Source organism: Tellurirhabdus bombi (genome assembly GCF_021484805.1).
Lineage (GTDB): Bacteria > Bacteroidota > Bacteroidia > Cytophagales > Spirosomataceae > Tellurirhabdus > Tellurirhabdus bombi.
In genome coordinates this window covers 2,661,432-2,685,347 of the sequence record NZ_CP090557.1, presented here as the reverse complement: position 1 = coordinate 2,685,347, position 23,916 = coordinate 2,661,432, and the positions used below count along the sequence as shown (strand labels likewise).

The window sequence follows — 23,916 nt, the reverse complement described above, 5'->3', positions numbered from 1 at the left end:
TCCTTTTCCACCTAGATTTGGAGCATTTTTCAGGGGCAGGAACAGCTCAAAAAACAATCCTTTTTCAAGCATTAGTTAAGGAGCGAGAAATTCCTTACAACTGATTATTTTTCAGGGCTTTATACATAGAAAAAAGTCGACAGAAAAGAACATTTTTTTAGGCTTTCATGTTATATTTATGTATGAAACAGAGCACTGAAAATACCCAAAATCAGGTTGGTGTGACCATGCAGGTGATACCCGGAACGCAGCTTGAGGAGACGTGGCGGAAATCCATTCCGGCGCAGGTGTTCCTGAACCACTTCTTCGCCATCGATTTCCATATTCAACGCCAAGACGACTTGTTCGATCTGGCACGATTCCCGCTGTTCCAAAGTTTTGAGCCAACAACTACGGAAGAGCAACGGAAAGCTTTAGAGAAGTTACTGCTGAATTGCTGGAGTGCGGAGTATGCTTTGCGGATTACACCTGTTGTCAACGACAACCAGTATTTGCAAAACTCCCTGCACTGGACTTTTCCGCAGGCGTATTATAGCGTTTTATTCGGCGTACGGGCTTTTCTTTTGCTTGCTGGTGAATCGATCAGCAATGAAGAAACAATTCGTCGTCGGGTCGGAAATATGGTTGTGCGTGGTTATTATCCTTCATCGACTGGCTTCTATGCGTCCGGTCCGCTGAATAATTACCGCACGATGCGTTTGCCTTTGGCCAAATCAAAACCCGATTTAACCTTGCCTTCGCGCGAATCAGCCGCCCAAGCCGAAGTTGCCCAATTCCTGAAAACAACCCGCGACCAGCGTATTAAAGCATTGCGCCAAATTATTCAGAAGAACCCCAAGACGGCCTTCAGAAGCGCCAGAACGGGCGAGATTCTGCAAAAGTTTAGCGAAGAACAATATAAACAATTGGGCAAGCAGCTAGGCTATACTACTTATTTTGATATCCTAAGCCGTTTGCGCATTTCGTCAACGAATCGCGAGATTGAACGCTTTGTTGATTCAGAGATCGACGTTCGACTTTTCCACGAGTCGCTGGTTAACATTGTATCGCACCTTAATGCGGTTCACGAAGCGTACATCGCCAAAGCCTTAGGCATTGCCGGGTTTAAACGATTGATTGCCAAACTACCGATTTATTTGCAGGAAGGCTTCTTACGCGATCGCTTGACCAATATCATTGAGCCACTGCTCCTTGATAGCCAGCAAGAGCATCGCTTGGCGGCTTAATGTCTCTTTTTATTTAGTGAAGAACCCCACTCATAAACTGAGTGGGGTTCTTTTTTTGAAAAACCCTGTGCAACATAATAGTCTTTTTATCCTATTTGACAAGAAAAAGCATAAAGCATAAATATTGTACAATAAAAACTCCCTAACGATCAATAGACAAGCTAAAATATTTATAAAATGCCTCTATGACCTTATAAGAGGGCATATTTAATAGATTTTATCTATACAAGATCAACAAAAGCTATATGAGATAATCAATTTTTAGCTTCATATTTGCACTATAGTTAGACATTCGACAACCTGTTATACATCTTATAACTATGAAAAATCAAATTATCTCTGTTGGTTCACAGTTCCCTGAATTCAAGAAACTAGCTGTTGTTTCTATGGAGAAAGGAAACGAGTTTTACGAAATTTCATCAGAAGATCATAAGTCAGCTGGCAAATGGCTGGTTATGTTCTGGTGGCCTAAAGACTTCACATTCGTTTGCCCAACTGAAATCGCTGAATTCAATAAAAAAGCGGAAGATTTCGAAGATCGTGACGCCGTTCTGATCGGTGCTTCAACCGATAGCGAATTTGTTCACCTGGCATGGCGTCAGAACCACGACGATCTGCGTGGTCTGAAATTCCCGATGCTAGCCGATACGTCAAAATCTCTGGCTGAAGAACTGGGTATCCTGGAAGCCAACGAAAAAGTAGCTTACCGCGTAACATACATTGTTGATCCACAAGGCATTGTTCGCTGGGTAGCCGTTAACGACCTGTCTGTAGGCCGCAACGTAAACGAAGTAATTCGTATTCTGGACGCCCTGCAAACGGACGAGCTTTGCCCTTGCAACTGGCAAAAAGGCGAAGCAACCATCAACGCCTAATTTCATCCGATGCAATCAGCGGATGATGGCCTAGATCGCCCATTCGCTGATTGCTCAATTTATACAACACACCATGGTTGCCACAAAAACTGATACTGTCATTTCGCTGTTGACCAATCTGGGCCTGAATACCGATGTGGCCTACCCGGCCCTGGAATCTTTAGGCGACGCTCGTTACCTGCGTGATTTGAAAATCAACGTGGGCAATGTGCTTAACAGCAACCAGAATCTGACGAAGAAAGAATCGCTGTTGCTGGCCTTGTCGGTGGCAGTGAACGAAAAATACCAGCCGTTAACCGATAGTTTCACGAACCTGGCCAAGCAGGAAGGCGCCACTGACGCGGAAGTAGCGGAAGTGTTAGCCTGTACCTCACTGCTAAGTACCAACAACGTGTTTTATCGTTTCCGGCACTTTATCAGCAAAGAGTACTATCAGCAAACCCAGCCTGGCATTCGCATGAGCATCATGATGAATCCGGTTTTGGGTAAAGAATTTTTTGAGCTGGTGAGCTTGGCGGTTTCAGCCGTTAATGGCTGCGAACTTTGCGTTCGTTCGCACGAAGAAAGTGTTCTGAAACACGGTGCTTCCGAAGCGCGCGTCTTCGAAGCGATCCGGGTGGTTTCCGTCATCAAAGGTCTGATTACACTATTGTAGGGAATTTCATCAATATCTAAAAACAAAAGCCACCTTCCGGGGTGGCTTTTCTGTTTTATAAGTTACAATCAATCAGGCTTTCTGCACTAAGTCGGCAATCGTTTCAATCCACAAAGGACTGTCGTTCAGGCTTTCAACCAGTTGCCAGTGCTCACCGCCCTCTTTTTCAAATATTTCTTTATATTCTTCGCCTACTTCGATCGTGGTTTCCAGACAGTCGGCTACAAAGGCAGGCGAGAAAGCCAGCACACTTTTAATGCCTTTTTTGGGTAATTCTTTAATTACCTCATCTGTATAGGGCTTAATCCAGGGATTGTTTCCCAACCGCGACTGGAACGACGTGATGTATTTACCTTCCGGAATACCCAGTTCACGCACCAGCAAACGTGTAGTGGCAAAGCACTGGGCCCGATAGCAATACTGGTTTTGGGCGTGGAGCGTGTCGCAGCAGTCACCCAGACGGCAGACGGTCTTGGTGACATCGCCTTTGAGGATCTGCCGTTCGGGAAGACCGTGATAACTAAACAGAAAATAATCAAATTGGCGCTCTGCCATGTATTTCCGGGCGTTCCGGACAAAGCCTTCAATGAATTTTGGGTGATCAAAGAAAGTGTTCGTAAACTTGATCTGCGGGATAACCTGCCAGTTGGAAATAACGTCCATCACTTTCTCGTAGACCGAACCGGTTGAGGCCGACGCATACTGCGGAAAAAACGGCACCACCACGATTTGAGTCAGTCCCAGCTGCTGAAACTCCGCCAATCCCGCCGGAATGCTCGGGTTCTGGTAGCGCATGGCCAATTTCACGACATATTGATCGCCCAGAAATTTTTGCAATTCCCGCTCCACAATTTGTCCATAATATTTCAATGGGGAACCGTTCTCAGTCCACAATTCCCGGTAGACTTTGGCCGACTTTGGTGCCCGAAACGGCGCGATAATCCCGTTGACCAGAAACGTACGCTGGACCAGCGGAATATCGATTACACGCCCGTCCATCAAAAACTCGCGCAGGTATTTGCGTACATCGGGAACAGAAGGACTGTCGGGCGTACCCAGATTAACCAGCAGCACCCCCGTTTTGCCCGGCGCTTTTATATGAACTCTTGATTCTTGTAAAACAGATGACTCCATAAGTGGAAAACAATAAACGACCGGCCTTGGTTGCGCCGTATTCCATCGTAAGTGCTTGACTCTATAATTAGCGCCTCAAAGGTACGGGTTTTCCCTTTTAGAACTTGTCTATATTATTCATTTATCCATAGATTTTATTTATATTATTCGTAACCTTGCAGCGCGTTCTTCCAAATACCCATTGGTTATTATGACGATTTCCCAGCTTGACTACATTGTTGCCGTTGATACCTACCGGCATTTTGCCACCGCCGCCGAAAATTGCCACGTTACGCAGCCGACACTCAGCATGCAGATTCAAAAACTGGAAGACGAACTCGGTGTCCTAATCTTTGACCGTTCCAAACAGCCTGTGGTCCCCACGGAGACGGGGCAGGCGATTCTGATGCAGGCGCGGGAAGTTTTGCAAGCAGCGCGGCGCATCCCGGAAATTGTCAACGAAGCGATTGAAGAGTATAGCGGAGAACTGCGCATTGGCATCATTCCGACCCTGGCTCCTTACCTCCTACCCTATTTTATCGGTTCGTTTATGGCCAATTATCCGGCTGTTCAGGTACAAATTCAGGAATTGATGACGGAGCAGGCGGTTGAAAAACTCAAAAATGGATTGATTGACGTCGGTATTGTGGTAACGCCGCTGCACGAATCAGGCATCAACGAAATACCCCTTTTCCACGAATCCTTTACGGCTTACGTGGCTGAATCACACCCACTGGCCAGCAAAAAGGAGATTCATTCTGATGATTTACATACCGATGGTCTGTGGCTGCTCAACGAAGGCAACTGCCTGCGCAACCAGGTAATGAACCTCTGCGGCAAAGCGCCCCGCGTAAACGGCAACACCCAGTCGCTTCGGTACGAATCGGGTTCGCTCGAAACCCTCATTAAGTTAATTGACCGACAGGCTGGCTTTACGCTCCTACCGCATCTGGCGACGCTGGACCTGAACGAAACACGCCGTTCGCGTCTCCGCCCGTTTGAATCGCCCCAGCCCGTCCGCGAAGTCAGTCTGATTACGCACCGCAGTTTCCTGAAGCGAAAATTAATCAAGGCCCTGAAAAAAGAAATCATCGCGCACTTGCCCAAAGAACTGCAAAACGACAAAAAACCCGGTCAGGTCGTTAGTACTTTCGATCTGCGACGCTCGGAATAAGTGTATTCAAAAAAAGCCGGACTCTTGTCCGGCTCTCTCCATTAACCTTGGTATTTTAAAACAACGGCTCCCAGCGGCGGAATCGACAGGCGCAAGGAATCGGGTCGTCCGTGCCACTTTTCGGCTTCGGTAGTCAACGGCTCTGGATTCAGTAGGCCACTTCCGAAAAACTCCTTGGCGTCGCTGTTGAATATCTCTTTCCAGACTCCTTCCAGCGGAACCCCAACGCGGTAGTTCAGGCGCGGTGTCGGTGTCATGTTAAGCACGACAACAACTTGTTCTTTGATGCGGGTGCCTTTTCGGGCGAACACAATAATGCTGTTTTCGCGGTCGGAGGTGTCAATCCACTCAAAACCTTCTGGTACGAAACTCTGCTCGTGGAGCGCCAGCTCATTCCGGTACACGTTGTTCAACGCTTTCATGCATTCTTTCATGCCCTGGTGCGGCGCAAAATCCAGCAGGTGCCAGTCGAGACTTCCCTCAAATTTCCATTCCGAGGTCTGCCCAAATTCCCCTCCCATAAACAGCAGCTTGGTGCCTGGATGGGTGAACATATAGGAAAATAGAAGGCGTAAATTGGCAAAGCGTTGCCATTCATCGCCCGGCATTTTGCTTACCAGCGATTTCTTTCCGTATACAACTTCATCGTGCGAAAGGGGCAGCATGAAATTTTCGGAAAAGGCGTAGACCGTACTGAATGTAATTTCTTCCTGGTGCCAGCGGCGGTAATACGGATCACGCTCGAAATAGCGCAGTGTATCGTTCATCCAGCCCATCATCCACTTCATACCGAAGCCTAAGCCGCCCATGAAAGCAGGTCGGGATACGCCCGGGAAAGCCGTTGACTCTTCGGCAATAGTCTGTATTTCAGGGTATTCTTTATATACAGCTTCGTTCAACTCTTTAAGCAGCGAAATCACTTCCAGGTTTTCCCGCCCTCCGAAAATGTTAGGCTCCCATTCTCCGTGATTCCGCGAATAATCGAGGTACAGCATCGACGCCACCGCATCAACCCGCAAGCCATCGATATGGAAACGATCCAGCCAGAACATGGCATTAGAGATCAAAAACGACCGGACTTCGTTGCGGCTATAATTGAAAATATAGCTTTTCCAGTCGGGATGGTAACCCTTGCGCATGTCTGGGTGCTCATACAGGTGCGAGCCATCAAACTCATACAGCCCGTGGGCATCGCCCGGAAAGTGTGAAGGTACCCAGTCCAGGTATACCCCAATATTCTCCTGGTGAAGCCGCTCAACGAGTTCCATAAAGCCCTGCGGTGTTCCGAAACGGCTGCTCGGCGCAAAATAGCCCGTAATCTGATACCCCCACGATGGCGAATAAGGGTACTCCATAACGGGCATAAATTCCACGTGCGTGAAGCCCATTTCTTTCACGTACGGCACCAGCGCGTCCGCAATTTCCTCGTAACTCAGAAAACGACTCGGATTGCTTGGATCACGCCGCCAGGAAGCCAGGTGTACTTCATAAACCGAAAATGGCTTGTTCAACGCGTTGAACTTACCCCGATTGCGAATCCAGTAGTCGTCTTTCCATTCATACCAGGTATCCCACACGACTGAAGCCGTCTGTGGCGGTGTTTCCCAGCGCAGTGCGTACGGATCGCCTTTTTCAAAATGCAGCCCGTTGGCCCCGTGGATGTAGTATTTGTAGACTTCTCCCCGACCAACATGCGGAATAAAACCTTCCCAGATGCCTGAGCTATCCCATCGGACGCTTAACTGATGACTCTGACGATTCCAGCCGTTGAAATTACCAATGACGGATACCGACCGCGCCGACGGTGCCCAGACGGCAAAATAGGTTCCAACAACGCCCACGACTTCCACTACGTGCGAACCTAATTTTTCGTACAAGCGGTAATGTTTCCCGGAACGGAAAAGATGAATGTCAAAATCGGAGAACCGAGTATGGTTCCAAACGGATTTTGACGTGTCCACAAATACGGTTTCCGCCACAACGACTGGTGCTTCTACGCTGGTTTCTGGCGACGTAGGCGCAGCACTTGCTTCAACAGATTCAACGTTTTTCTTCCGCGGCGACGTTTTTTTGGCGGGTGTCGTTTCAGGAATATTATCGGTAGTCGTTTTACGTTTTGCCATCAGCTAGTATTCTAAACTATTTTCTGGTTGATCCAGACTATTTCCTATTTTTTATGAAATAAAACAAAAATGCTGGAATAAATACAGCCCTCCCTTCAACCGGATTGGACAAAGGTGTGAATAAACTCTTTCTCCCCCTACAACTCAATTCTTAATAAATGCATGGGCAGGACGTACGGATCGAGTTCGACATAGTTCCAGGCACCTTTCCAGGTATAATAGGCATCCGTCAGCAGATCATGTACGGTGTATTCTTGCTCCTCCGAGATGCCCAGTTGTCCGATTGGAACCTGAACCATTCCGCCCCGATTGTTATAGGTATCCAGGTTGACGACAATCAGCAGTCGGTTGGCCTCCGTTACTTTTAAATACGCCATCAGGGCATCATCGTCAATGCGGCAGAAAGTCAGATTATTGGTTGTTTGCAAAGCCGCATTTTCCTTCCGCAACCGGTTTACAATGCCAATCAGGTAGCTTAAGCGGTTGTTTCGGTTGCGGTTCCAGTGCCGGATTTCGTATTTTTCGGAGTTCAGGTATTCTTCCTTACCTGGAATGGCTTCGTAAGCCATTAGCTCAAACGAAGGTCCGAAAATACCGTAATTGGCCGACAGCGTGGCCGCCATAAAATACCGGATAAGCGCCTGCGGTTCGTGGCCAGCCTGTAAATTAAACGGATTTATGTCTAGTGTTGCGGGCCAGAAAACAGGCCGGTAATAGGTCTGCATTTCGCTCCACCGCAGCTCATTCACGTATTCCTGTAACTCGTGTTTAGTGTTGCGCCAGATGTAATAGGTACACGACTGGCTAAAACCCCGTTTAGCCAACTGCCGCATGATTTTAGGCATCGTGAACGCCTCAGCCTGAAAGACCAGGTCTGGATACTCTTTTTTTACTTCTCGAATAATCCACTCCCAGAACGCAAAAGGCTTTTGGTCGGCACTCGAAGCCCGAACAATCCGAACACCCCACGAAGCCCAGGTCAGCAGAACCTGCTTCAGACTCAGCCACAAAGCGGCCCAATCTTCCGTCTCGAAATCGAAGGCGTAAATCTCCGGCTCGGCCACACCATTCTGCCCTGCATCAGGTTTTTTAAACCAATTCGGATGTTCTTTCACCCAGGGGTGGTCGGGTGAGCACTGAACCGCAAAATCCAGCGCCACGTCTATTTCGTAGTTGCGGGCAATTTGAATCAGGTGAATAAAATCATCAAGCGTGCCCAACTCGGGATGAATGGCCGTATGTCCACCCAACTCATTCCCAACGCTATACGGGTTACCCGGATCTCCCGCCTGAGCGCCGGACTGGTTGTTCTTGCCCCGCCGACCAGTCACGCCAATTGGGTGAATAGGCGGCAAATAAAGCACGTCAAAACCCAACGCAGCGATACGCGGCAACGCTCGTTCTACCTCCCTGAAGGTTCCGTGTTGCCCCGGCTCTTCGGAAATCGAGCGAGGGAAAAGGCCATACCACGCGCTAAAACCGGCTTTTTGCGGATCTACTTCAACAACTAATTCTTTGTAACGAGCCGCGTATTGCCGTTTGTCAGCTACCCAGGCTTCAATGGTATATATATAGCGTCCGGGGCTTTCCAGTAAGAAGCTTCCCGTCCAGCGGTCATTATCGATAAAAGTCAGGGGCGATTCGATCCACTCCGTATCACCGGCGTGCTTGTACAGCAGCACAGCCGTTAATGGCTCGTGGTTGTCCGTGAAGATGTCCGCTTCGACCACTACCGTTTCTCCCGAAAGTACCTTGATCGGAAAACGCCCGCCATCCAGCTCAGGACTAACCCGCTCAATGACAGCACGAACCTGCCCCGCCTCGTGTTGGATCAGGCTTTCTGTGTTTGATTTCTTTGTCGGACTTTTTCGGGTGGTACGACTCATGGTGATATGCCAGCTTAGCGAAACGCAAGTTAATGGATGCGATAAATGAAAAGAAAGCCCTAACATAAACAACGGGGCTCAGAAAATAGAAAGTTTCTGGCCCCGTTGTTTGTTTTGACTTCTGTGTAATTTATCGTAAAAACTTTATCACGTCTGCTTAGCAGCAAGTATACGTCGGCTCTTATATCCGAATACCCACCGTAACGACGGCACTCCGCCCGTCGGAAGACCAAACGCCCGGACCCGGATAAAAGGTTGGCCGCTTGGTGAAATACTGCTTATTAGCCAGGTTGTTGAGGCTCGCACGAATAGAATATTGCCGGCCAATTCGCCAGGTTGCAGCCAAATCCAGTAAGCCATACGCTGGAACTGGTCCTCTTGCCCCGTTTGCCGTGGCCACGGGCGTGTTCAACGCGTCCGAAAATGTTTTGCCTACGTAGCTGTACAGGATGGTCAAGCTAGCGGTCCGGTGGCGCAGGGTCAACCCATTCCGGCTTGTCCAGACCGGCACCGATTCAACCCGGTTTCCCCGAACCGACCGGTTTTCGTTTCCAGTGGCTACCTGCGCATTGGTGTAACGCGCATCAATGTAGGCCGTTGACGTAAACACATTGACCGACAAGGCTTTTGTCTGAACGATACTGGCTTCGATCAACGCTTCAACGCCCTGGTTCCGGCTATCGCCAATGTTGGTTCTTAGCACGGTCGACGTGCCGGAAGCATCCGTATTCACCAAGGTTCCCAGGCGGTTCCGATACAATAGATCGAACACACTCACGTTGAGGTGAACGCCTTTCCACTGACCGCTAATGCCGAGTTCTGCATTGTACCCAAAAGCATCTTTCAGGTTGTTGTCCACGCGTTCGTAAACCGATGCCGGAATGATGTCCTTGAAAATGACGGGTCTATACGCTTGCGACCAGCCGCCAAACAACCGCAGTTCTGGCGTTAACCGATACTGGGCGCTCACGCCGAGCAAGGCGAACCGGTGCGCAATGTTGTTGGGCAAGTCATTGGCCGGATAATAACTGATGGTACCCCGCATTTTTGTCAGGCCATTCTCAACCCGAATACCGGGCGATACCGACAAACGGGACGTTAAACGAAATTGATTTTCAGCAAATAAGGCGATGTTATTGGTATACAGATGCAGGTCACGGCCCCAACCCGACGGGTCAATACTCAAATCAAAATCGGTTCCTGTGGTGCCTTTTCCTTGCTGCTGGCGGTGCAAATCCGTCGTAATTCCCTGCGCGCCCACCGCCAAGGTAGAGCCGATTCTGCCAATTTGGTAGTGATGCAACAACCGAAGTTCAGTGGTGTAGCTATTAAAATGGTCAATGTCTACCTGACGGCCCCGGTACTGCCCCGTTTGCGGATTGATGATATCCTGCACCGTCGCGAAAGCGTCCAGTTGAACACTGTTGCGAGCACCCAACACCGCCGATGTGGTCCAGCTCAGGTGCGTCCGATCCGAAATCTGCCAGTCCAATTTTATGGATGGCACATAAATATCGGGATTGAAGTAATTCCGGCTGCGGGTTGACTGGCGCGGGTTCTGGTGGAACATGGAATCGGTCAAAGGCCCCGGAATCTGATACACATACGTTGATCGTCCCAGCTCTGCCTGCACTTTCAAGCGGGAAGAAAAGCGATACTCCAGGTGCGCAAATTGAGACTCCGCCTGGGAGCGTGAATTATCGCGGTAGCCTTCGGAGGCGCGTTTGTAGTAGTAGGCGTAGTAGGTCAACTTTCCTACCCGTCCGCCCAGAGCGTTATATGTACTCAACAACCCATAAGACCCTACGGAATTGATGCTTTCAAAACCAACCTTGCGGGTTGTGTCGGCACTTTTGGTCACGTAATTAATCATACCGCCAAACTGCGCTCCGTATTGCAACGATCCCGTTCCACGCACCAATTCCACCCGGTCAATGCTTTCCATCGGCGGCGAATAATGACTCGCCGGATAGCCGTACATATCCGAATTGGTAATGACGGAGTTTTGCCGAATATTCATTTCCCAGGAACGGTGCGGATCCAGTCCTCGCGTGGCCACATTCACCTGATTACCAGCCCCGTCCATGTCGTAGACAAACACACCCGGAATGCGCGCAAATACCTGTCGGGGCGTTTTCTCCGCAATGTTAGCGTCAATGTTAGCTAACCGAACGACCTCGTTCCGCTTACCCGTATTTAGGTACGTGCCGTTGATTTCGGTTAGCTCTTCCGCAATGCGCAGCCGCTTGCCTTCCACGTCCACCTCACTCAGCAATTGCGCCTGTTCAGCCAATTTGAACGTAACCAGTTTGGAACTACTCTCTCCTACGCGCACTGGCTCACGCTGGGTTTCGTAGCCTAAAAAAGAACTTTCGATGGTATACCGTCCCCGTGGCAGGTTAGGAAAAACAAACGTACCCGAAGCGTCCGTTAGCGTTCCCTGACCTGTTTCCAGCAAGCGTATGGCAACACCTTCCAGAGGCACCCACTTCGCATTAAAGACATTGCCTTTTATACTACCCGTAGTCGACTGCCCCACAGAACCACCGGGATGCAAGAACAAGGAAATGAATAAAAGAGAATAAATAAACTTCATCAGTGGTTGTTTACTGTGCAGACCATTTTAGCGTTTCCTGCCCAATGGCAATGCCGCATTTCAAACCAACTTCGCAGTCGCTCCGGAAGTGGATGCCCCCATACAGGCGAGACATAGACGCTTCCTGCGCCATGTTCATCAAACGATCTTTCTCGGCTGGGAATAAACCGCCCAATACGGTAGCCGCCGCACCGGAAAACGTAGAGTGACCCGACGTATAAGCTGGGAAATTAGGAACGCCCGTTGCCGTTTTTATTTTTGGATTGATGGTTGACGGACGCGGATTGAAGTAGTAGTATTTCGCCTCCCAGCAGCAGATTGCCGCATCGAACTCAGCGCTACCTAGCATGGCAAATACCTTGGCGGCTTCCAGATCGTTCATTTTGGCTTTCCAAATCATTTCTGCTGCAATGGCGTTCCAGTGGCCCGGAGGTGTATAAGTTCCCGCGCCATCTGCCCAGAAATGCACAATGCGCGTCTGCTCACGAGTCAGGCTTTGGGCGTAAGACAATACCTCGTCGGCTTCTTTTTTCATTTGCTCAGAATTCGTAGAAGGCGGTGGGCCGGGGCGAAGCTTCGCAATGTCTGCCGCGGACAAAACAAATGACTTTACTTCACCGAAGACAGGCAGCATTGGTGGCCGAGCTGGGGTCTCCAGACTAATCCACGGGCGTTCTCCCTGGGCTTTTATTTTTGTCGCAAAGCCATCCCAAACCGATTTATTTCCACCGGCTTTTCCCGCGTTGTCCGTTTTTGCCCGCGCCACAAACTGCGCGGCAATGGTTTTTCCTAAGGCGTCACCCGCTTCAATGTCGCTCCGAACGGCTTTACCGGCCCACAAAGCGGCAGCTTTCTGCTCGTCTGCTTTAGCTTGTAAATAAACTACTTCACCCGGAAACATCACTTTCATCATTTCCAAAGTCACCGAAGCCAGCACGGCATCTTCCGACGGATAAGATGGCAGATCAGCATTTAAAGGTACCAAAGCGGTTACGGTTGACGCAGTTTTTGTCAACGCGGGACGGTTGTGCGCAAATTTGTGCTTCCAGGCAGCCACTAACGCATCATACTGGGCGATGCTGATGTAACCATACGCCCGGGCGGCATACGGCGGATTGGCAAACGGGAAAAATGGATATGCCAGTGGATTGGCTGCATCCGGAGCAGGATACGTTCCATCTTCTTTCTGGTAAGGAGGCAGGTTATATTTTGCCACCAACTCGCGCATAATCTGATTCCAGCGCAGCACGGCCCCGCCATTCCAGTACCGGATGGCTTCTTTCTGGCTTTCGGTCAATGTTTTCTGAAGCTGCACCACTTCGTCAACTTCTTTCTTGTACGCATCTGAATTTACGGAAGTAGGGGCAGCAATGGCGGCAGCAGCGTGCTGCGTCGGGACTAAAAACGTTTTCCAGTTCCCGCCATCTTTGCTAACAACACTTGGGGCAGTGGGGTCAAAATTTTCCTGTTCAACGACTTTCTCATTGCAGGCATAAAGAAGAAATGATACAAAAATGGCAACTGTTGCCCAAAGGCTTATCGTACGGAATGATGTTTTCATAAAATCAAAAGTTGGTAGGTAGAAGTCAATCAGTGCCGGATGGCATGATGAGTCAGATAGAGAATCGAGCCACCGAACGTGGTGCTTTCGCCCACATTACGACCCGCCAGCGTTGTACCTGCCGAGGCAGTCAGCCCGAAACCTTTCCAGGCTCTTGGCCGAAGCGTAACCATCGCTCCTACTTTAGTAAAATTCATGCGGTTGGAAAGAAACGGCATGTCATTTTTGCGAATATCGGTTCCGCCCAGGGTTGTCATTTTTTCCATGAACCCTTCCAGAATAAACTCCGATTTCATGTAACCCAGACGCGCCGTATAGTCAGCCACATTGGGCATGTCGACCATGTTTGTCCGATGCTGGCGATCCGTATAATAAGCCTCCCGGTCGATTTTGACATTACTGCGGGCAATGTATCCTGCCTGGCCGGTCACGAACCAGCCTTGTTTCAGGCGTAGGTGCAGGATGGTCCGCAGTTGAGCCGTTTTCGACTGAAACCCAATGGATAGGGGCAGAAAATCGGCTACATAATTGGTAGTAGGTATCGAAGCCGCCCCGACAACCGACCAGTCAAAAGCCAGCCCAGAAGCGGGCCGAAGCGAGATAGGCCGAAATTTCAACCCGACGGTGGCATCCTGAAAGCCCTGCATACCCCGCAGCGTTCCAGCCGTAGCGTGGGTCCTTACGTAAGGGAGCATCGCCATGACGTTCAGCCTTTGGCTAATCCCGTAGGTGGCCATTGGCACAACCATCTGTGTACTAACCGTTCCAATGTTAAAGTTTTCGCGGCGAAACGTGCCCTCCCAATAAAATTTCCAGCTGTCGTACGAATAGCCAATGCCTCCGCAAAGCTGGTTTTTGCCCATGTAAATTCCGTCCGTCAGGGTTTGGGCCACAACCGAACGAACACTAATAACCAGAACGGCTATCAATCCGTATATCAATGATTTCATACCTGATTCGTAAATAAAAAAGAGGATTTTGGCGCTTCCTGATACCTACAGAGAAGCGTAGCAAGCCCAGAGTACTTTCAGCAAAGCACAAAGCGCGAGCAACTAAAAATCACAAAATCAGGCTAGTTCAGGAGGTGGGGAATTATGCGCAAGTGTGCAGGATGTGCGGGGATAGACATAGTTGGCAAACAGACTGTTCTCTGACCAGTCAAGCCAAAACAATTGAGTAAGAGTTCGTTGCGGCTGGTAATATTCCTTTACCAGGAGCTTAAGTAGGTTACTGGCTTTTTGGTTACTATTAGACGGCTGATCAAATTGCTCATTCACCAGGGATAATAAATCCTGCTGCCAGAATTCTTTGGCCTTGTTGACGTAGCCGGTGATGTGCAACGTATCCCCGGATAAGCTCATATTGACTACTTCGTAGTATTTTCCCCGGTATGAAAACCCGTCTGGGCTTTTCTGGGTGAGAATGGCTTCATTTGGATGCTGGTAGAGCGGAATATGAAATTCGACCATGCTGTCCGTTGAAGGGTATAAAACGAGTCTTTCCGACAGCTCATGCTCTTCCTGCCACTGCACGCTGAGGAGCACGAAAATCGAGCCCAGCGAGTGGTATAGCAGCAACAAGCACAAAGCAAGAGAAAGGAAACGTTTCATCAATAGCGCCTATCGGAAAATTTTCAATATTCTGACAAAAATATAGATAATATTCCGAGAATTGCAATTCCTTGAGTAATTCCCTTAAGTTTTTTTGCTCTTTAATCAACTTTTAAGGCCTATAGCTTAGGCCGTAACCGCTGGCTCTCCAAGAGCTGTTTTGCGCGAAACGGCCCACAAACCGAGGTACGTAATTAATCCGTTTAGCACCAATCGCTCAAAGCCAAATCGGTAGCCGCCGAACCACTCTGCCGAATGATTATTGATATACAGGGTTAGAAATGGCGAAGCCAGGCATACGAATGGCACCCACCCATCGCGAACAGGACGCTTCGAAAACAGACCAAAAGCATACAGCCCCAGCAACGGCCCGTAGGTATAGCCCGCCAGATCGAAAACCGCCGTTACAACGTCTTGGCTGTTGAGCCGATTGAAAATAATAATGACCACAAAAAACAGCACCGAAAAGCCGATGTGCACCCAATGTTTGATTCGGGCCCGCTCAACTTCCGGGCGGTTTTCTACGTTCATAAAATCCACGCAGAACGAGGTAGTTAGGGCCGTCAGAGCCGAATCAGAGCTGGCGTAGGTAGCCGCCGTGATGCCTAGCAAAAAGGTGATGCCAACAACCATACCGAAATGATCGAGCGCCAGCATGGGATACAAATCATCGGTTTTGGCCGGAATCGCAATGCCTTTAGTATTGGCGTAAATGTAGAGCAGCGCCCCCAACGACAGGAAGAGGAAGACAACAACGGCAAAAGTACCCGTAAACCAGTACATGTTCTTCTGAGCCTCACCAATGTTCTTGCAGGTCAGGTTTTTCTGCATCAGGTCCTGGTCCAGACCCGTCATGACAATGGCGATGAAGATCCCGGAAATAAACTGCTTGAAGAAGTTTTTTGGGTCGTTGGCATCCCAGAAAAAAATCTGGGAGTAGTCACTTTGTGAAATTGTTGATACCATCTCGCCGAAGCCGAGACCCAACTCCCTAGAAATCAGAATGATGGTCAGAATCACCGCCGTTACCAGGAAAGTGGTCTGGAGGGTGTCGGTTACGATGATGGTTTTCACCCCGCCTTTGAACGTGTATAGCCAGATCAGCAGAATGGTGATGGCAACTGACACTTCAAACGGAATACCAAAACTGTTGAAAATGGCAATCTGCAACACCCCAGCGGCAATGTAGAGGCGAATGGCTGAGCCAACCGTTCGGGCTAGTAAAAAGAAAGCGGCTCCGGTTTTGTACGACCAGAACCCAAAGCGTTTTTCCAGATAGCCGTAAATAGAAATCAGGTTCATGCGGTAATACAGCGGCATCAAAACCGTTGCAATGACATAATAACCCACGATATTGCCCAGAATAACCTGAAAGTAAGAAAAGGCTTTGCCACCCACCGCCCCCGGTACCGAGATGAAGGTAACCCCCGATAGCGACGTACCGATCATGGCAAACGCCACTAAATACCAGGGCGTCTGCCGGTTAGCGGTAAAAAACGTGTTCGTATCGGCTCCCCGGGCGGTATACCAGGAAACCACAATGAGCATCGCAAAATAGGCAATCAGAATTGTGAGCGCAATCGACGGATCCATGAATTAAAAAGCAACTTTTAGGCTGAAAAGCGGGTTCTTTATACGTAGGGATCAACCTTTCAGAAGAGGCCTATTTTTCGTAAATTTGCTAAATAAACTTAATTTTAGCTGCAATGCAACCCTTCAAAGAAAACGAGGTAGACGTGCTGGATGAAGTCGTTGAGACAGATGTGTTTAATCTTGTTGTCTTTAATGATGATGTCAATACGTTCGAGCATGTCATTGATACGCTCATGGACGTGTGCGAGCATACACCCGAACAGGCCGAACAATGTACGCTCCTGATTCATTATAAAGGTAAATGCACGGTTAAAAATGGCTCTTGGGAAGAACTGGTCCCTAAACGGAACGAAATCTGCCGCCGTGGTATTTCGGCAGAAGTCTTGAATTAATTAGAAGTCATCAGGTAAGGCTTGTGAGTAACAACACTCACGCTCTTTATTCGGTTACAGATAGTCCTGATTCTTAACCACTAATCGCTTAATTCTCTTGGATTTTCCTTCCAAATTAATAGAAAGTGCGGTTGAAGAGGTCGCCAAGCTGCCGGGTATTGGTAAGAAAACCGCCTTGCGCCTTGTGTTGCACCTGCTCAAACGCGACGAAGAACAAACGCAGCGGCTGGCCGAGACCTTGCAGGCCATGCGCACCAACGTGACCTACTGTCGCAAGTGCCATAACCTGTCGGATGAGGAACTGTGCAGCATCTGCGCTAACCGCAAACGCGATGCCTCGCTCATTTGCGTTGTGGAAGATATTCGCGATGTGCTGGCCATCGAAAATACGGCTCAGTTCAAAGGATTGTACCACGTTTTAGGGGGGATTATTTCGCCCGTTGAAGGCATTGGTCCGAGCGATCTGCACATCGATTCTCTGGTTGAGCGGCTCCGAAGCGACGAAAGCGAACAGGTCCGGGAAGTGATTCTGGCGCTCAGTCCAACCATGGAGGGCGACACGACGGCTTTCTACCTGCAAAAGAAATTACGGCCCTTCAAGGTTAAAATTTCGACCATCGCGCGGGGTGTTCCCATCGGTGGCGATCTGGAATATGCCGACGAAGTTACCCTCGGACGCAGTATTTTAAGTCGAATCGCATACGAGTAACCCTCTTAAAAGAGCCAGCTAAGCTGGCTCTTTTGGTTAAAGCGGCTATGGTTTTCGGGGTGTAAACACCATCACTTTATTTTTTGCGGGTTTTACCGTGCGCAGATACTCATAGATGGCCCCTAAATCGTCTTCTGTCATGTTTGCGTAGAGCGTCCAGGGCATCATGGTGTTAAAACCATCACCCGCTGCTGGTGCCTGATAGGTTGCGGGATCATACATTTTGAAACGACGAATAAAATCCTGTTTTGTCCAGGAGCCAATTCCCGTTTCCTGATCGGGCGTTACATTGGCCGAACGCACGGTTCCACCCGCTAGCTGCATTTCCGTCCCTCCCGAAAAGGCCGCCTTCTTTACCAGCATGCCCATGGTCCGCTTCGTATGGCAGTCGGCACAACCCGCCATCGTAACCAGGTATTTCCCGTATTCAATCCTATTTTTTCGGTCGAGTAGCGTTTGTAAATGCGCTTTGTGCGGCATCATGCGCATGGCCATACGCACAGGTGCGGCAATTTTGGCCGGTGGTGTTGTCCCTTCCACGGGTTCAAGCGTTCGTAAATAAGCAATAACGGCTTTCGCATCGCTCTCGGCCATGTGCGCATAATTCCGGGAAGGCATCATGGGAAAAAGCGGTTTTCCGTTCTTCGAAACGCCCGCCGTAATTGCCAATAATAACTCTTGGTCAGACCAGGCTTTAAGCGCAAAAGGGGTGATATTTTTCCCGTAAACCGTGCCGGGCAATCCCAGCTCTTTGCCAAATTTCTGACCACCTGCACCTAAGGTTCCGGGTACAATGGGACCCGCCAAACGGGTATAATCGCGGCGGGAATGACAATCCATGCAGGCCGCCACATGATTGACAAGGTAACGCCCGCGTTCAATCTCGGCGTCAGATTTTGCCAGCGTAACAGCCCTAATCCGTTCATTTACGGGCGAATACGCTTTTGGGTTAACGCACTGAAGCAGCAGCACTGACACCAGAGCCCAAAGCAGTTTTTGTAACTGTTTCATCAAGAAGAATTAAGTATTTGTTGTTCGGGTAAAGATAGCCGATTGGCCTCTTTTCATTTTAAAGGATTTCGCGAACGGTCAAAAGCAGCTATTTTCTGACAAAAACTCATTTTATTTGTTTCGTAATTAAGTAGGAATTCGTCACATCAAAAAACAACTTCCCCAACATGAATCGCAGTGAGTTTTTAAAATTGGCCTTTGGTAGTGCGTTGACCCTAACCGCTTTTCGCTCGTTAGGTAGCTCAACCCAGCAGGATGGCCCGTTCACGTTGCCTGCTCTCCCCTACAACGCGGGTGCCCTGGAGCCGCACATTGACAAGCAGACGATGGAGATCCACCACGGCAAGCACCACAAAGCGTATGTCGATAATCTGAACAAAGCCGTTGCCGGATCAGCCATGGCCGGTATGTCGATTGACGAGTTGGTGAAGAAAATTGACAGCAGCACGCCGGCAGCGATTCGCAACAACGGTGGTGGCCACTGGAACCATACTTTCTTCTGGAATATTCTTTCGGCAAACGGCGGCAAACAGCCAAGCGGCAACATTGCCGAAGCCATCAACAAAAAATTTGGCTCGTTCGATAAGTTTAAGGAAGAATGGGCGAAAGCCGCTTCAGGCCGCTTTGGTTCAGGCTGGGCCTGGCTGATCGTGAACGGCAAAGAACTGGAAATTGTCTCGACGCCTAATCAAGACAATCCATTGATGGCTTTGGCCGACAAAAAAGGCACACCGGTGTTGGGTCTTGATGTTTGGGAACATGCTTACTACCTAAAATACCAGAACCGTCGTCCTGAATACATCACCGCTTTCTGGAACGTCGTTAACTGGTCGAAGGTCAACGAATTGTACAATGCAGCCCTGAAAGCCTAAACAAAGTTCAGGAAAATTTGCTAAAGAATTTGTGATTAGGTTTGTCACGTCCGTACTACATAATTGGCGTGACAGCCTTATTTTTGTTTATAGAATATATTTTGCCATTAAAATACTAGCCGCACCATGAGCGACATCCTGTATGATGAGATTCCGTCGCTGGATTTAGCCGATTTCACATCTGGCGACCCCGAGCGTAAAGCAAAATTCGTCCGCGATCTCGGCGCGGCCTTTAATAACATCGGATTTATTGCCCTCAAAAACCACGGCTTGACCAACGAACTGACCGACAAGCTTTACGGCTCCGTTCAGGAATTTTTCCAGGCGGAGGATACGCTTAAAAAGAAATACGAACACCCGGAACTTCACGGCCAGCGTGGCTACGTGGGCAAGAACAAAGAGACTGCCAAAGGCTTTAAGGTGGCCGATTTAAAGGAGTTTTACCACATTGGACAGCCTGAACCCATCAACGACATGCCGGATAACGTGTTCCCGGACGAATTTCCTGCTTTCAGGGAATACACGCTGGAAACCTACCGAACGCTCGAAAATGCGGGTAAAATGCTGTTGCAGGCTATTGCGCTTTATCTTGAATTGCCCCAGGATTATTTCGAAAGTAAAGTAAAAAGTGGCGACAGCATCCTGCGGGCCATTCATTATTTCCCCCTGAATCCGGATCTGGTTCCAGACGGTGCCGTTCGGGCGGCGGCGCATGGCGATATCAACCTCATTACGTTGCTGATGGGCGCTTCGGCAGAGGGCCTGGAAGTATTGCGCCGAGACGGCAAATGGATTCCCATTACGGCGCTGCCCGATCAGGTTATCGTGAACGTGGGGGACATGCTCGACCGCTTAACGAACCACAAACTGAAATCAACCATTCACCGCGTTGTGAACCCGCCTCGCGAACGGATGGCGTCTCCCCGCTATTCCATTCCCTTTTTCATGCACCCGCGTGGCGATATGAACCTAAGCTCGCTCGACACCTGCGTAGACAGCGATCACCCGAAACTGTATGCCGATATGACCGCCGGGGAATTTCTGGACGAACGCCTTCGGGAATTAGGATTAAAGAAAGCCTGAGATCATTTATCTATGTTCATTAGCCGTAGTTAGCAGATAAAATTTTGTATCTTTCTGCCAGCTACGGCTTTTTTGCAACACAATTGTTTCTTCTGTCGTCTCCGGTTGTATGAACGCTTATTTACCAACTCTTACACCCCTCGCTCCGGTAAGACGAATTCGCTATATCATTTTCCTGAAAGACGTTCTGATTTTAGCCTGCACCACCTTTGGCGGGCCGCAAGTGCACCTGGCCATGATGCTCGACCGACTGGTGACCAAACGCCGTTACCTGACCGAAGATGAACTGATGGAATTGAATGCTCTCTGTCAGATTTTACCGGGTCCAACATCGACGCAAACCATTACGGCGCTGGGCTTTAAAATTGGTGGGCCAAACCTGGCTTACCTTACACTTTTGGTTTGGTCGCTCCCTGCCGCTCTGGTCATGACCGCTGCCGGAATTGGCATTTATTACTTTCAGAAGAACAACATTCCCCTCACTTTTACGCGCTTTATTCAGCCGATGGCGGTGGGTTTCCTGATCGTTGCCGGTTACCGCATCGCCCGTAAAGTGATCCGAAATCAGATGGATTTGGTACTTGGCGTTGTTTCTGCCCTGGCGGCGTATGCCTTTCCCTCCCCTTTTGTTACGCCTATAGCCATTGTGGCGGGTGGCCTGGTAACAGCCCTAACGTACCAAAAACACCAGGTCATGGAAAAAGCGCCTATTCGCATCCAGTGGGCTAATTTTTTTCTGTGGTTGGGCGTATTTCTAGTAGCTGCCGCTATTGGTGCGGCTACGCGCTGGTTACCAATCCGACTTTTTGAAAACTTTTACCGCAACGGCAGTCTGGTTTTTGGGGGTGGTCAGGTACTTACCCCGATGCTTTACAACGAATTTGTTGAGTTTAAGCATTATTTATCCCGTGAAGAATTTCTGTCGGGTCTGGCACTGGTGCAAACCGTTCCCGGCCCGGTTTTTTCGTTTGCTTCCTACATTGGTGCCCTTTCCATGCGTCATGACGGCCTGAGCGGTCAGCTTATTGGCAGTCTGGCAGCAACCGTCGGTATTTTTCTTCCCGGCACGTTTCTGATTTTCTTTGTTTACCGCTTCTGGAATCAGTTAAAACGGTACCGCCCGGTCCGGGCCTCGCTGGAAGGAATCAACGCCGCCAGCACGGGCCTGACGGCCGCCGCCGCCCTCACGCTTTTCGAACCCATGTCAAGCACCTGGCACTCCGTGCTGATTGTGATTGCTACCATCTTGCTACTGGAATTTTCTAAGCTTCCTCCTTATTTGCTGATTTTAGGCGGGCTCTTGATTGGGTTTATTTTCTGATCCCATCTTTCTCCACGTTTGTCCCAAACTTGCTGTCGTTTGTCCCACTTTATTGCCGAATCGGAGCACCGAGAGTACTTTCGATGCATCAATTAGCCAACTAAACCCGCTATGCAAACGCTTATTGCTCCCTCACCCCTTCCCTTCGAATCCAACGCTTCAACAACCGTTTATCCTAGCCTCCGTCAATCGTGGTGGTTGCTGACGACGCTGATTTTCTGGCAAATTGCCGCGTCGATTCCTTTTGGACTTTTGAAAGTTGTGATCGAAAAAATGGGTTGGTTTTCCCTGGCTGGCCTGCCTGATTTTCTCGTTTACGTAGCCTCATTCGGGCTGACCATCGCTTTCGGCATGCGCAAACGCCGTTCTTCGACGGTTCGGTTGGGAGCGGTTAAAGGCCGTGCTTTCCCGCTGGTGCTGGTGGGTACCATCGCGCTGGCCATTTTGCTGGAACCACTTACGGCCTCGCTACCGGTTCCGGTCTGGATGGAAAAAATTCTGGCTAGTTCGTTCACCAAAAGTGCCATTTGGACAGTTGTGCTGGCCGCGCCCATTCTGGAAGAAGTATTATTTCGGGGCGTTATTCTGGATGGCTTTTTAAAACAATACAACCCTGCCAAAGCCATTGTTTGGTCCGCTGTTTTATTCGGTATTATTCACCTGAATCCGGCGCAGGCTGTTGGTGGCTTTCTCATTGGTCTGGCGCTGGGCTGGCTTTACTACCGGACCCAATCGCTCTGGCTCTGTATTTTCCTGCATTTTGTAAACAATGCGTTAAGCTCAATTCCGCTTCTGTACGAAAACCACCTGGACATGAGCGCCAATCTAACCCGTACCTGGTTGAACAACGATACGATGTACATGGGCCTTCTGGTAGCAACCGCCATTATCGCCTATGTTTGCTATTATTTCCTAAACCGTATTCTGCCGACTCCAAAAACGAAATAGCCTACTTTCCTGGGCCACTGAAGGGTGAACCAGGAAATTCAACTCATTCTAACTCATGCAAAGTTCCTTAGTACCTCCTCAGTCTATCTCTTTTTGGCAACGCGTTCGCCGGGCAGCTCCCCACGAACTGAAAGTGTTTGCCATTCACTATGGGCTCTGGTTGTTTTTGAGTATTCTTTCTGTATTCTCTCTGTTCCTGCTCCCTGCCAAGGATTACGATAAGATGCCCTCTATGGCGCGCTATTTTGCCGATAAATGGAGCTTCATCACGGATTCTATCTTTCTCAACTTCTTGGTTTTACTTCCCGTTCACGGCTGTTATTTTGTCTATCGGCTTATTGTCCGGAAAACCCGCGTCTGGAATATTGTCGCTTTTGGGGCCTTTCTGGTTTTTTATCTTTTCTTTTTGTCTGTATGCGCGGGATTTTACGTGGCTTATACGCACAATCGCGTCACTCAGGAAGAGGCCCTTATCGTTGTCTTTTTTACCTGGGCCTACTCGCTTTTATTTATTGGTATTCGGATCTACCGCCACAACCGCCGCCAGCAGGTGGAACTGCAACGCCAAAAGGCCGAAGCGGAAATCGCCGCCTTGAAATCCCAAGTGAATCCTCACTTCCTGTTCAATACGCTCAATAACCTTTACGGAACGGCACTCACCGGCGACACCAACCGAACCGCCGCCGGCATTGAGCAACTATCGGGTGTCATGCGCCACATGGTTGAAGAGTCAAAACGCGACCGCACGCCAATCCAGAAGGAGATTCAGTTTCTGGAAGATACCGTTGAATTGCACCGCATGCGTTTACCCAAAAGCGATGCCATCAGCGTTCAATCCATCATGGAATGGGACGAGCAACCAGGCCCCAACGGACCCGTTGAGATTGCCCCTTTGCTGCTGGTTTCGTTCGTTGAAAACGCCTTTAAATACGGAATCAGCGTTAGTCAGAACTGTTTTGTGCACATTCAGCTAAACGTGGAACAGGGCCGTCTGCACTTCGTCTGCCAAAACAGCATTGTGGCCGCCAACCGCCTGCAATCCAGCACCGGAACCGGCATCGACAACATCCGACAGCGGCTGCAACTGATTTACCCCAATCGGCACATTCTAAGCCTAACCGAAAAAGACAATGTGTTCCGGGTAGAGCTAACCATCCACCTGTAGCGC

At 49.3% G+C, this 23,916-nt stretch carries 20 protein-coding genes; 11 read left to right on the top strand and 9 right to left on the bottom strand.

Annotated features, from left to right (window positions below; translation table 11 throughout):
* The first annotated feature begins 227 nt into the window (after positions 1-227).
* From L0Y31_RS11285 to L0Y31_RS11275, 3 genes are all read left to right on the top strand, one after another.
* Positions 228-1,226: a hypothetical protein gene (locus L0Y31_RS11285; RefSeq protein WP_234737163.1), complete on the top strand. Its 999-nt coding sequence runs from the start codon at positions 228-230 to the stop codon at positions 1,224-1,226.
* A 320-nt stretch (positions 1,227-1,546) separates the two neighbouring features.
* A complete protein-coding gene (locus L0Y31_RS11280) occupies positions 1,547-2,101 on the top strand; it encodes a peroxiredoxin (protein WP_234733167.1) in 555 nt (184 codons plus the stop codon).
* Positions 2,102-2,174: 73 nt separating this feature from the next.
* Complete coding sequence (locus tag L0Y31_RS11275; RefSeq protein WP_234733166.1) at positions 2,175-2,756, top strand: carboxymuconolactone decarboxylase family protein; 582 nt, start codon at positions 2,175-2,177, stop codon at positions 2,754-2,756.
* A 72-nt stretch (positions 2,757-2,828) separates the two neighbouring features.
* Here L0Y31_RS11275 and hemH read toward each other — a convergent pair whose 3' ends face one another.
* A complete protein-coding gene (hemH, locus tag L0Y31_RS11270) occupies positions 2,829-3,890 on the bottom strand; it encodes a ferrochelatase (protein WP_234733165.1) in 1,062 nt (353 codons plus the stop codon).
* Positions 3,891-4,080: 190 nt separating this feature from the next.
* Here hemH and L0Y31_RS11265 point away from each other — a divergent pair, with 190 nt between their 5' ends.
* Complete coding sequence (locus L0Y31_RS11265; protein ID WP_234733164.1) at positions 4,081-5,043, top strand: hydrogen peroxide-inducible genes activator; 963 nt, start codon at positions 4,081-4,083, stop codon at positions 5,041-5,043.
* A 41-nt stretch (positions 5,044-5,084) separates the two neighbouring features.
* Here L0Y31_RS11265 and glgB read toward each other — a convergent pair whose 3' ends face one another.
* The 7 genes from glgB to L0Y31_RS11230 all read right to left on the bottom strand — a co-directional run bounded on the left by glgB (position 5,085) and on the right by L0Y31_RS11230 (position 16,412).
* Positions 5,085-7,166 (bottom strand): 1,4-alpha-glucan branching protein GlgB, encoded by a 2,082-nt coding sequence (gene glgB, locus L0Y31_RS11260; protein ID WP_234733163.1) that lies wholly within the window; start codon positions 7,164-7,166, stop codon positions 5,085-5,087.
* 137 nt (positions 7,167-7,303) lie between these two features.
* Entirely contained in the window at positions 7,304-9,052 is a 1,749-nt protein-coding gene (locus L0Y31_RS11255) for a maltotransferase domain-containing protein (protein WP_234733162.1), read from the bottom strand.
* A gap of 181 nt (positions 9,053-9,233) precedes the next feature.
* Positions 9,234-11,648, bottom strand: a complete 2,415-nt coding sequence (locus L0Y31_RS11250) for a TonB-dependent receptor (RefSeq protein WP_234733161.1) — start codon at positions 11,646-11,648, stop codon at positions 9,234-9,236.
* 10 nt (positions 11,649-11,658) lie between these two features.
* A complete protein-coding gene (locus L0Y31_RS11245; protein WP_234733160.1) occupies positions 11,659-13,209 on the bottom strand; it encodes a vanadium-dependent haloperoxidase in 1,551 nt (516 codons plus the stop codon).
* A gap of 29 nt (positions 13,210-13,238) precedes the next feature.
* Positions 13,239-14,159, bottom strand: a complete 921-nt coding sequence (locus tag L0Y31_RS11240; protein ID WP_234733159.1) for a hypothetical protein — start codon at positions 14,157-14,159, stop codon at positions 13,239-13,241.
* A gap of 117 nt (positions 14,160-14,276) precedes the next feature.
* Positions 14,277-14,819, bottom strand: a complete 543-nt coding sequence (locus L0Y31_RS11235) for a hypothetical protein (protein ID WP_234733158.1) — start codon at positions 14,817-14,819, stop codon at positions 14,277-14,279.
* Between the two features lie 126 nt (positions 14,820-14,945).
* Entirely contained in the window at positions 14,946-16,412 is a 1,467-nt protein-coding gene (locus tag L0Y31_RS11230) for a sodium:solute symporter (RefSeq protein WP_234733157.1), read from the bottom strand.
* Between the two features lie 113 nt (positions 16,413-16,525).
* Between L0Y31_RS11230 and L0Y31_RS11225 the strand changes: the two genes are divergently transcribed.
* Together L0Y31_RS11225 and recR are read left to right on the top strand one after the other, a co-directional pair.
* On the top strand, positions 16,526-16,804 hold the full coding sequence (locus tag L0Y31_RS11225; protein ID WP_234733156.1) for an ATP-dependent Clp protease adaptor ClpS: 279 nt from the start codon (positions 16,526-16,528) through the stop codon (positions 16,802-16,804).
* Positions 16,805-16,901: 97 nt separating this feature from the next.
* The gene (gene recR, locus L0Y31_RS11220; protein WP_234733155.1) at positions 16,902-17,513 is read left to right on the top strand and encodes a recombination mediator RecR; all 612 of its coding nucleotides are present in this window, start codon (positions 16,902-16,904) and stop codon (positions 17,511-17,513) included.
* Positions 17,514-17,558: 45 nt separating this feature from the next.
* Here recR and L0Y31_RS11215 read toward each other — a convergent pair whose 3' ends face one another.
* Positions 17,559-18,524: a c-type cytochrome gene (locus tag L0Y31_RS11215; protein ID WP_234733154.1), complete on the bottom strand. Its 966-nt coding sequence runs from the start codon at positions 18,522-18,524 to the stop codon at positions 17,559-17,561.
* 167 nt (positions 18,525-18,691) lie between these two features.
* Between L0Y31_RS11215 and L0Y31_RS11210 the strand changes: the two genes are divergently transcribed.
* From L0Y31_RS11210 to L0Y31_RS11190, 5 genes are all read left to right on the top strand, one after another.
* Complete coding sequence (locus tag L0Y31_RS11210) at positions 18,692-19,396, top strand: superoxide dismutase (protein ID WP_234733153.1); 705 nt, start codon at positions 18,692-18,694, stop codon at positions 19,394-19,396.
* A 126-nt stretch (positions 19,397-19,522) separates the two neighbouring features.
* Positions 19,523-20,479 carry an isopenicillin N synthase family dioxygenase gene (locus L0Y31_RS11205; RefSeq protein ID WP_234733152.1) on the top strand — a complete coding sequence of 319 codons (957 nt, stop codon included), beginning with the start codon at positions 19,523-19,525 and terminating at the stop codon, positions 20,477-20,479.
* Between the two features lie 109 nt (positions 20,480-20,588).
* A complete protein-coding gene (chrA, locus tag L0Y31_RS11200; protein WP_234733151.1) occupies positions 20,589-21,800 on the top strand; it encodes a chromate efflux transporter in 1,212 nt (403 codons plus the stop codon).
* Between the two features lie 111 nt (positions 21,801-21,911).
* Positions 21,912-22,748, top strand: coding sequence for a CPBP family intramembrane glutamic endopeptidase (locus L0Y31_RS11195; RefSeq protein WP_234733150.1), 837 nt, complete (start codon positions 21,912-21,914; stop codon positions 22,746-22,748).
* A 55-nt stretch (positions 22,749-22,803) separates the two neighbouring features.
* Positions 22,804-23,913: a sensor histidine kinase gene (locus tag L0Y31_RS11190; protein ID WP_234733149.1), complete on the top strand. Its 1,110-nt coding sequence runs from the start codon at positions 22,804-22,806 to the stop codon at positions 23,911-23,913.
* The last annotated feature ends 3 nt before the right edge of the window (positions 23,914-23,916 follow it).

Coding starts and splice junctions, on each gene's coding strand:
- L0Y31_RS11225 (WP_234733156.1), top strand. CDS start 16,526: ATGCAACCCTTCAAAGAAAACGAGGTAGACGTGCTGGATGAAGTCGTT.
- L0Y31_RS11230 (WP_234733157.1), bottom strand. CDS start 16,412: ATGGATCCGTCGATTGCGCTCACAATTCTGATTGCCTATTTTGCGATG.
- L0Y31_RS11245 (WP_234733160.1), bottom strand. CDS start 13,209: ATGAAAACATCATTCCGTACGATAAGCCTTTGGGCAACAGTTGCCATT.
- L0Y31_RS11240 (WP_234733159.1), bottom strand. CDS start 14,159: ATGAAATCATTGATATACGGATTGATAGCCGTTCTGGTTATTAGTGTT.
- L0Y31_RS11190 (WP_234733149.1), top strand. CDS start 22,804: ATGCAAAGTTCCTTAGTACCTCCTCAGTCTATCTCTTTTTGGCAACGC.
- L0Y31_RS11255 (WP_234733162.1), bottom strand. CDS start 9,052: ATGAGTCGTACCACCCGAAAAAGTCCGACAAAGAAATCAAACACAGAA.
- L0Y31_RS11285 (WP_234737163.1), top strand. CDS start 228: ATGCAGGTGATACCCGGAACGCAGCTTGAGGAGACGTGGCGGAAATCC.
- hemH (WP_234733165.1), bottom strand. CDS start 3,890: ATGGAGTCATCTGTTTTACAAGAATCAAGAGTTCATATAAAAGCGCCG.
- L0Y31_RS11280 (WP_234733167.1), top strand. CDS start 1,547: ATGAAAAATCAAATTATCTCTGTTGGTTCACAGTTCCCTGAATTCAAG.
- L0Y31_RS11205 (WP_234733152.1), top strand. CDS start 19,523: ATGAGCGACATCCTGTATGATGAGATTCCGTCGCTGGATTTAGCCGAT.
- glgB (WP_234733163.1), bottom strand. CDS start 7,166: ATGGCAAAACGTAAAACGACTACCGATAATATTCCTGAAACGACACCC.
- L0Y31_RS11215 (WP_234733154.1), bottom strand. CDS start 18,524: ATGAAACAGTTACAAAAACTGCTTTGGGCTCTGGTGTCAGTGCTGCTG.
- chrA (WP_234733151.1), top strand. CDS start 20,589: ATGAACGCTTATTTACCAACTCTTACACCCCTCGCTCCGGTAAGACGA.
- L0Y31_RS11265 (WP_234733164.1), top strand. CDS start 4,081: ATGACGATTTCCCAGCTTGACTACATTGTTGCCGTTGATACCTACCGG.
- L0Y31_RS11275 (WP_234733166.1), top strand. CDS start 2,175: ATGGTTGCCACAAAAACTGATACTGTCATTTCGCTGTTGACCAATCTG.
- L0Y31_RS11210 (WP_234733153.1), top strand. CDS start 18,692: ATGAATCGCAGTGAGTTTTTAAAATTGGCCTTTGGTAGTGCGTTGACC.
- L0Y31_RS11250 (WP_234733161.1), bottom strand. CDS start 11,648: ATGAAGTTTATTTATTCTCTTTTATTCATTTCCTTGTTCTTGCATCCC.
- L0Y31_RS11235 (WP_234733158.1), bottom strand. CDS start 14,819: ATGAAACGTTTCCTTTCTCTTGCTTTGTGCTTGTTGCTGCTATACCAC.
- L0Y31_RS11195 (WP_234733150.1), top strand. CDS start 21,912: ATGCAAACGCTTATTGCTCCCTCACCCCTTCCCTTCGAATCCAACGCT.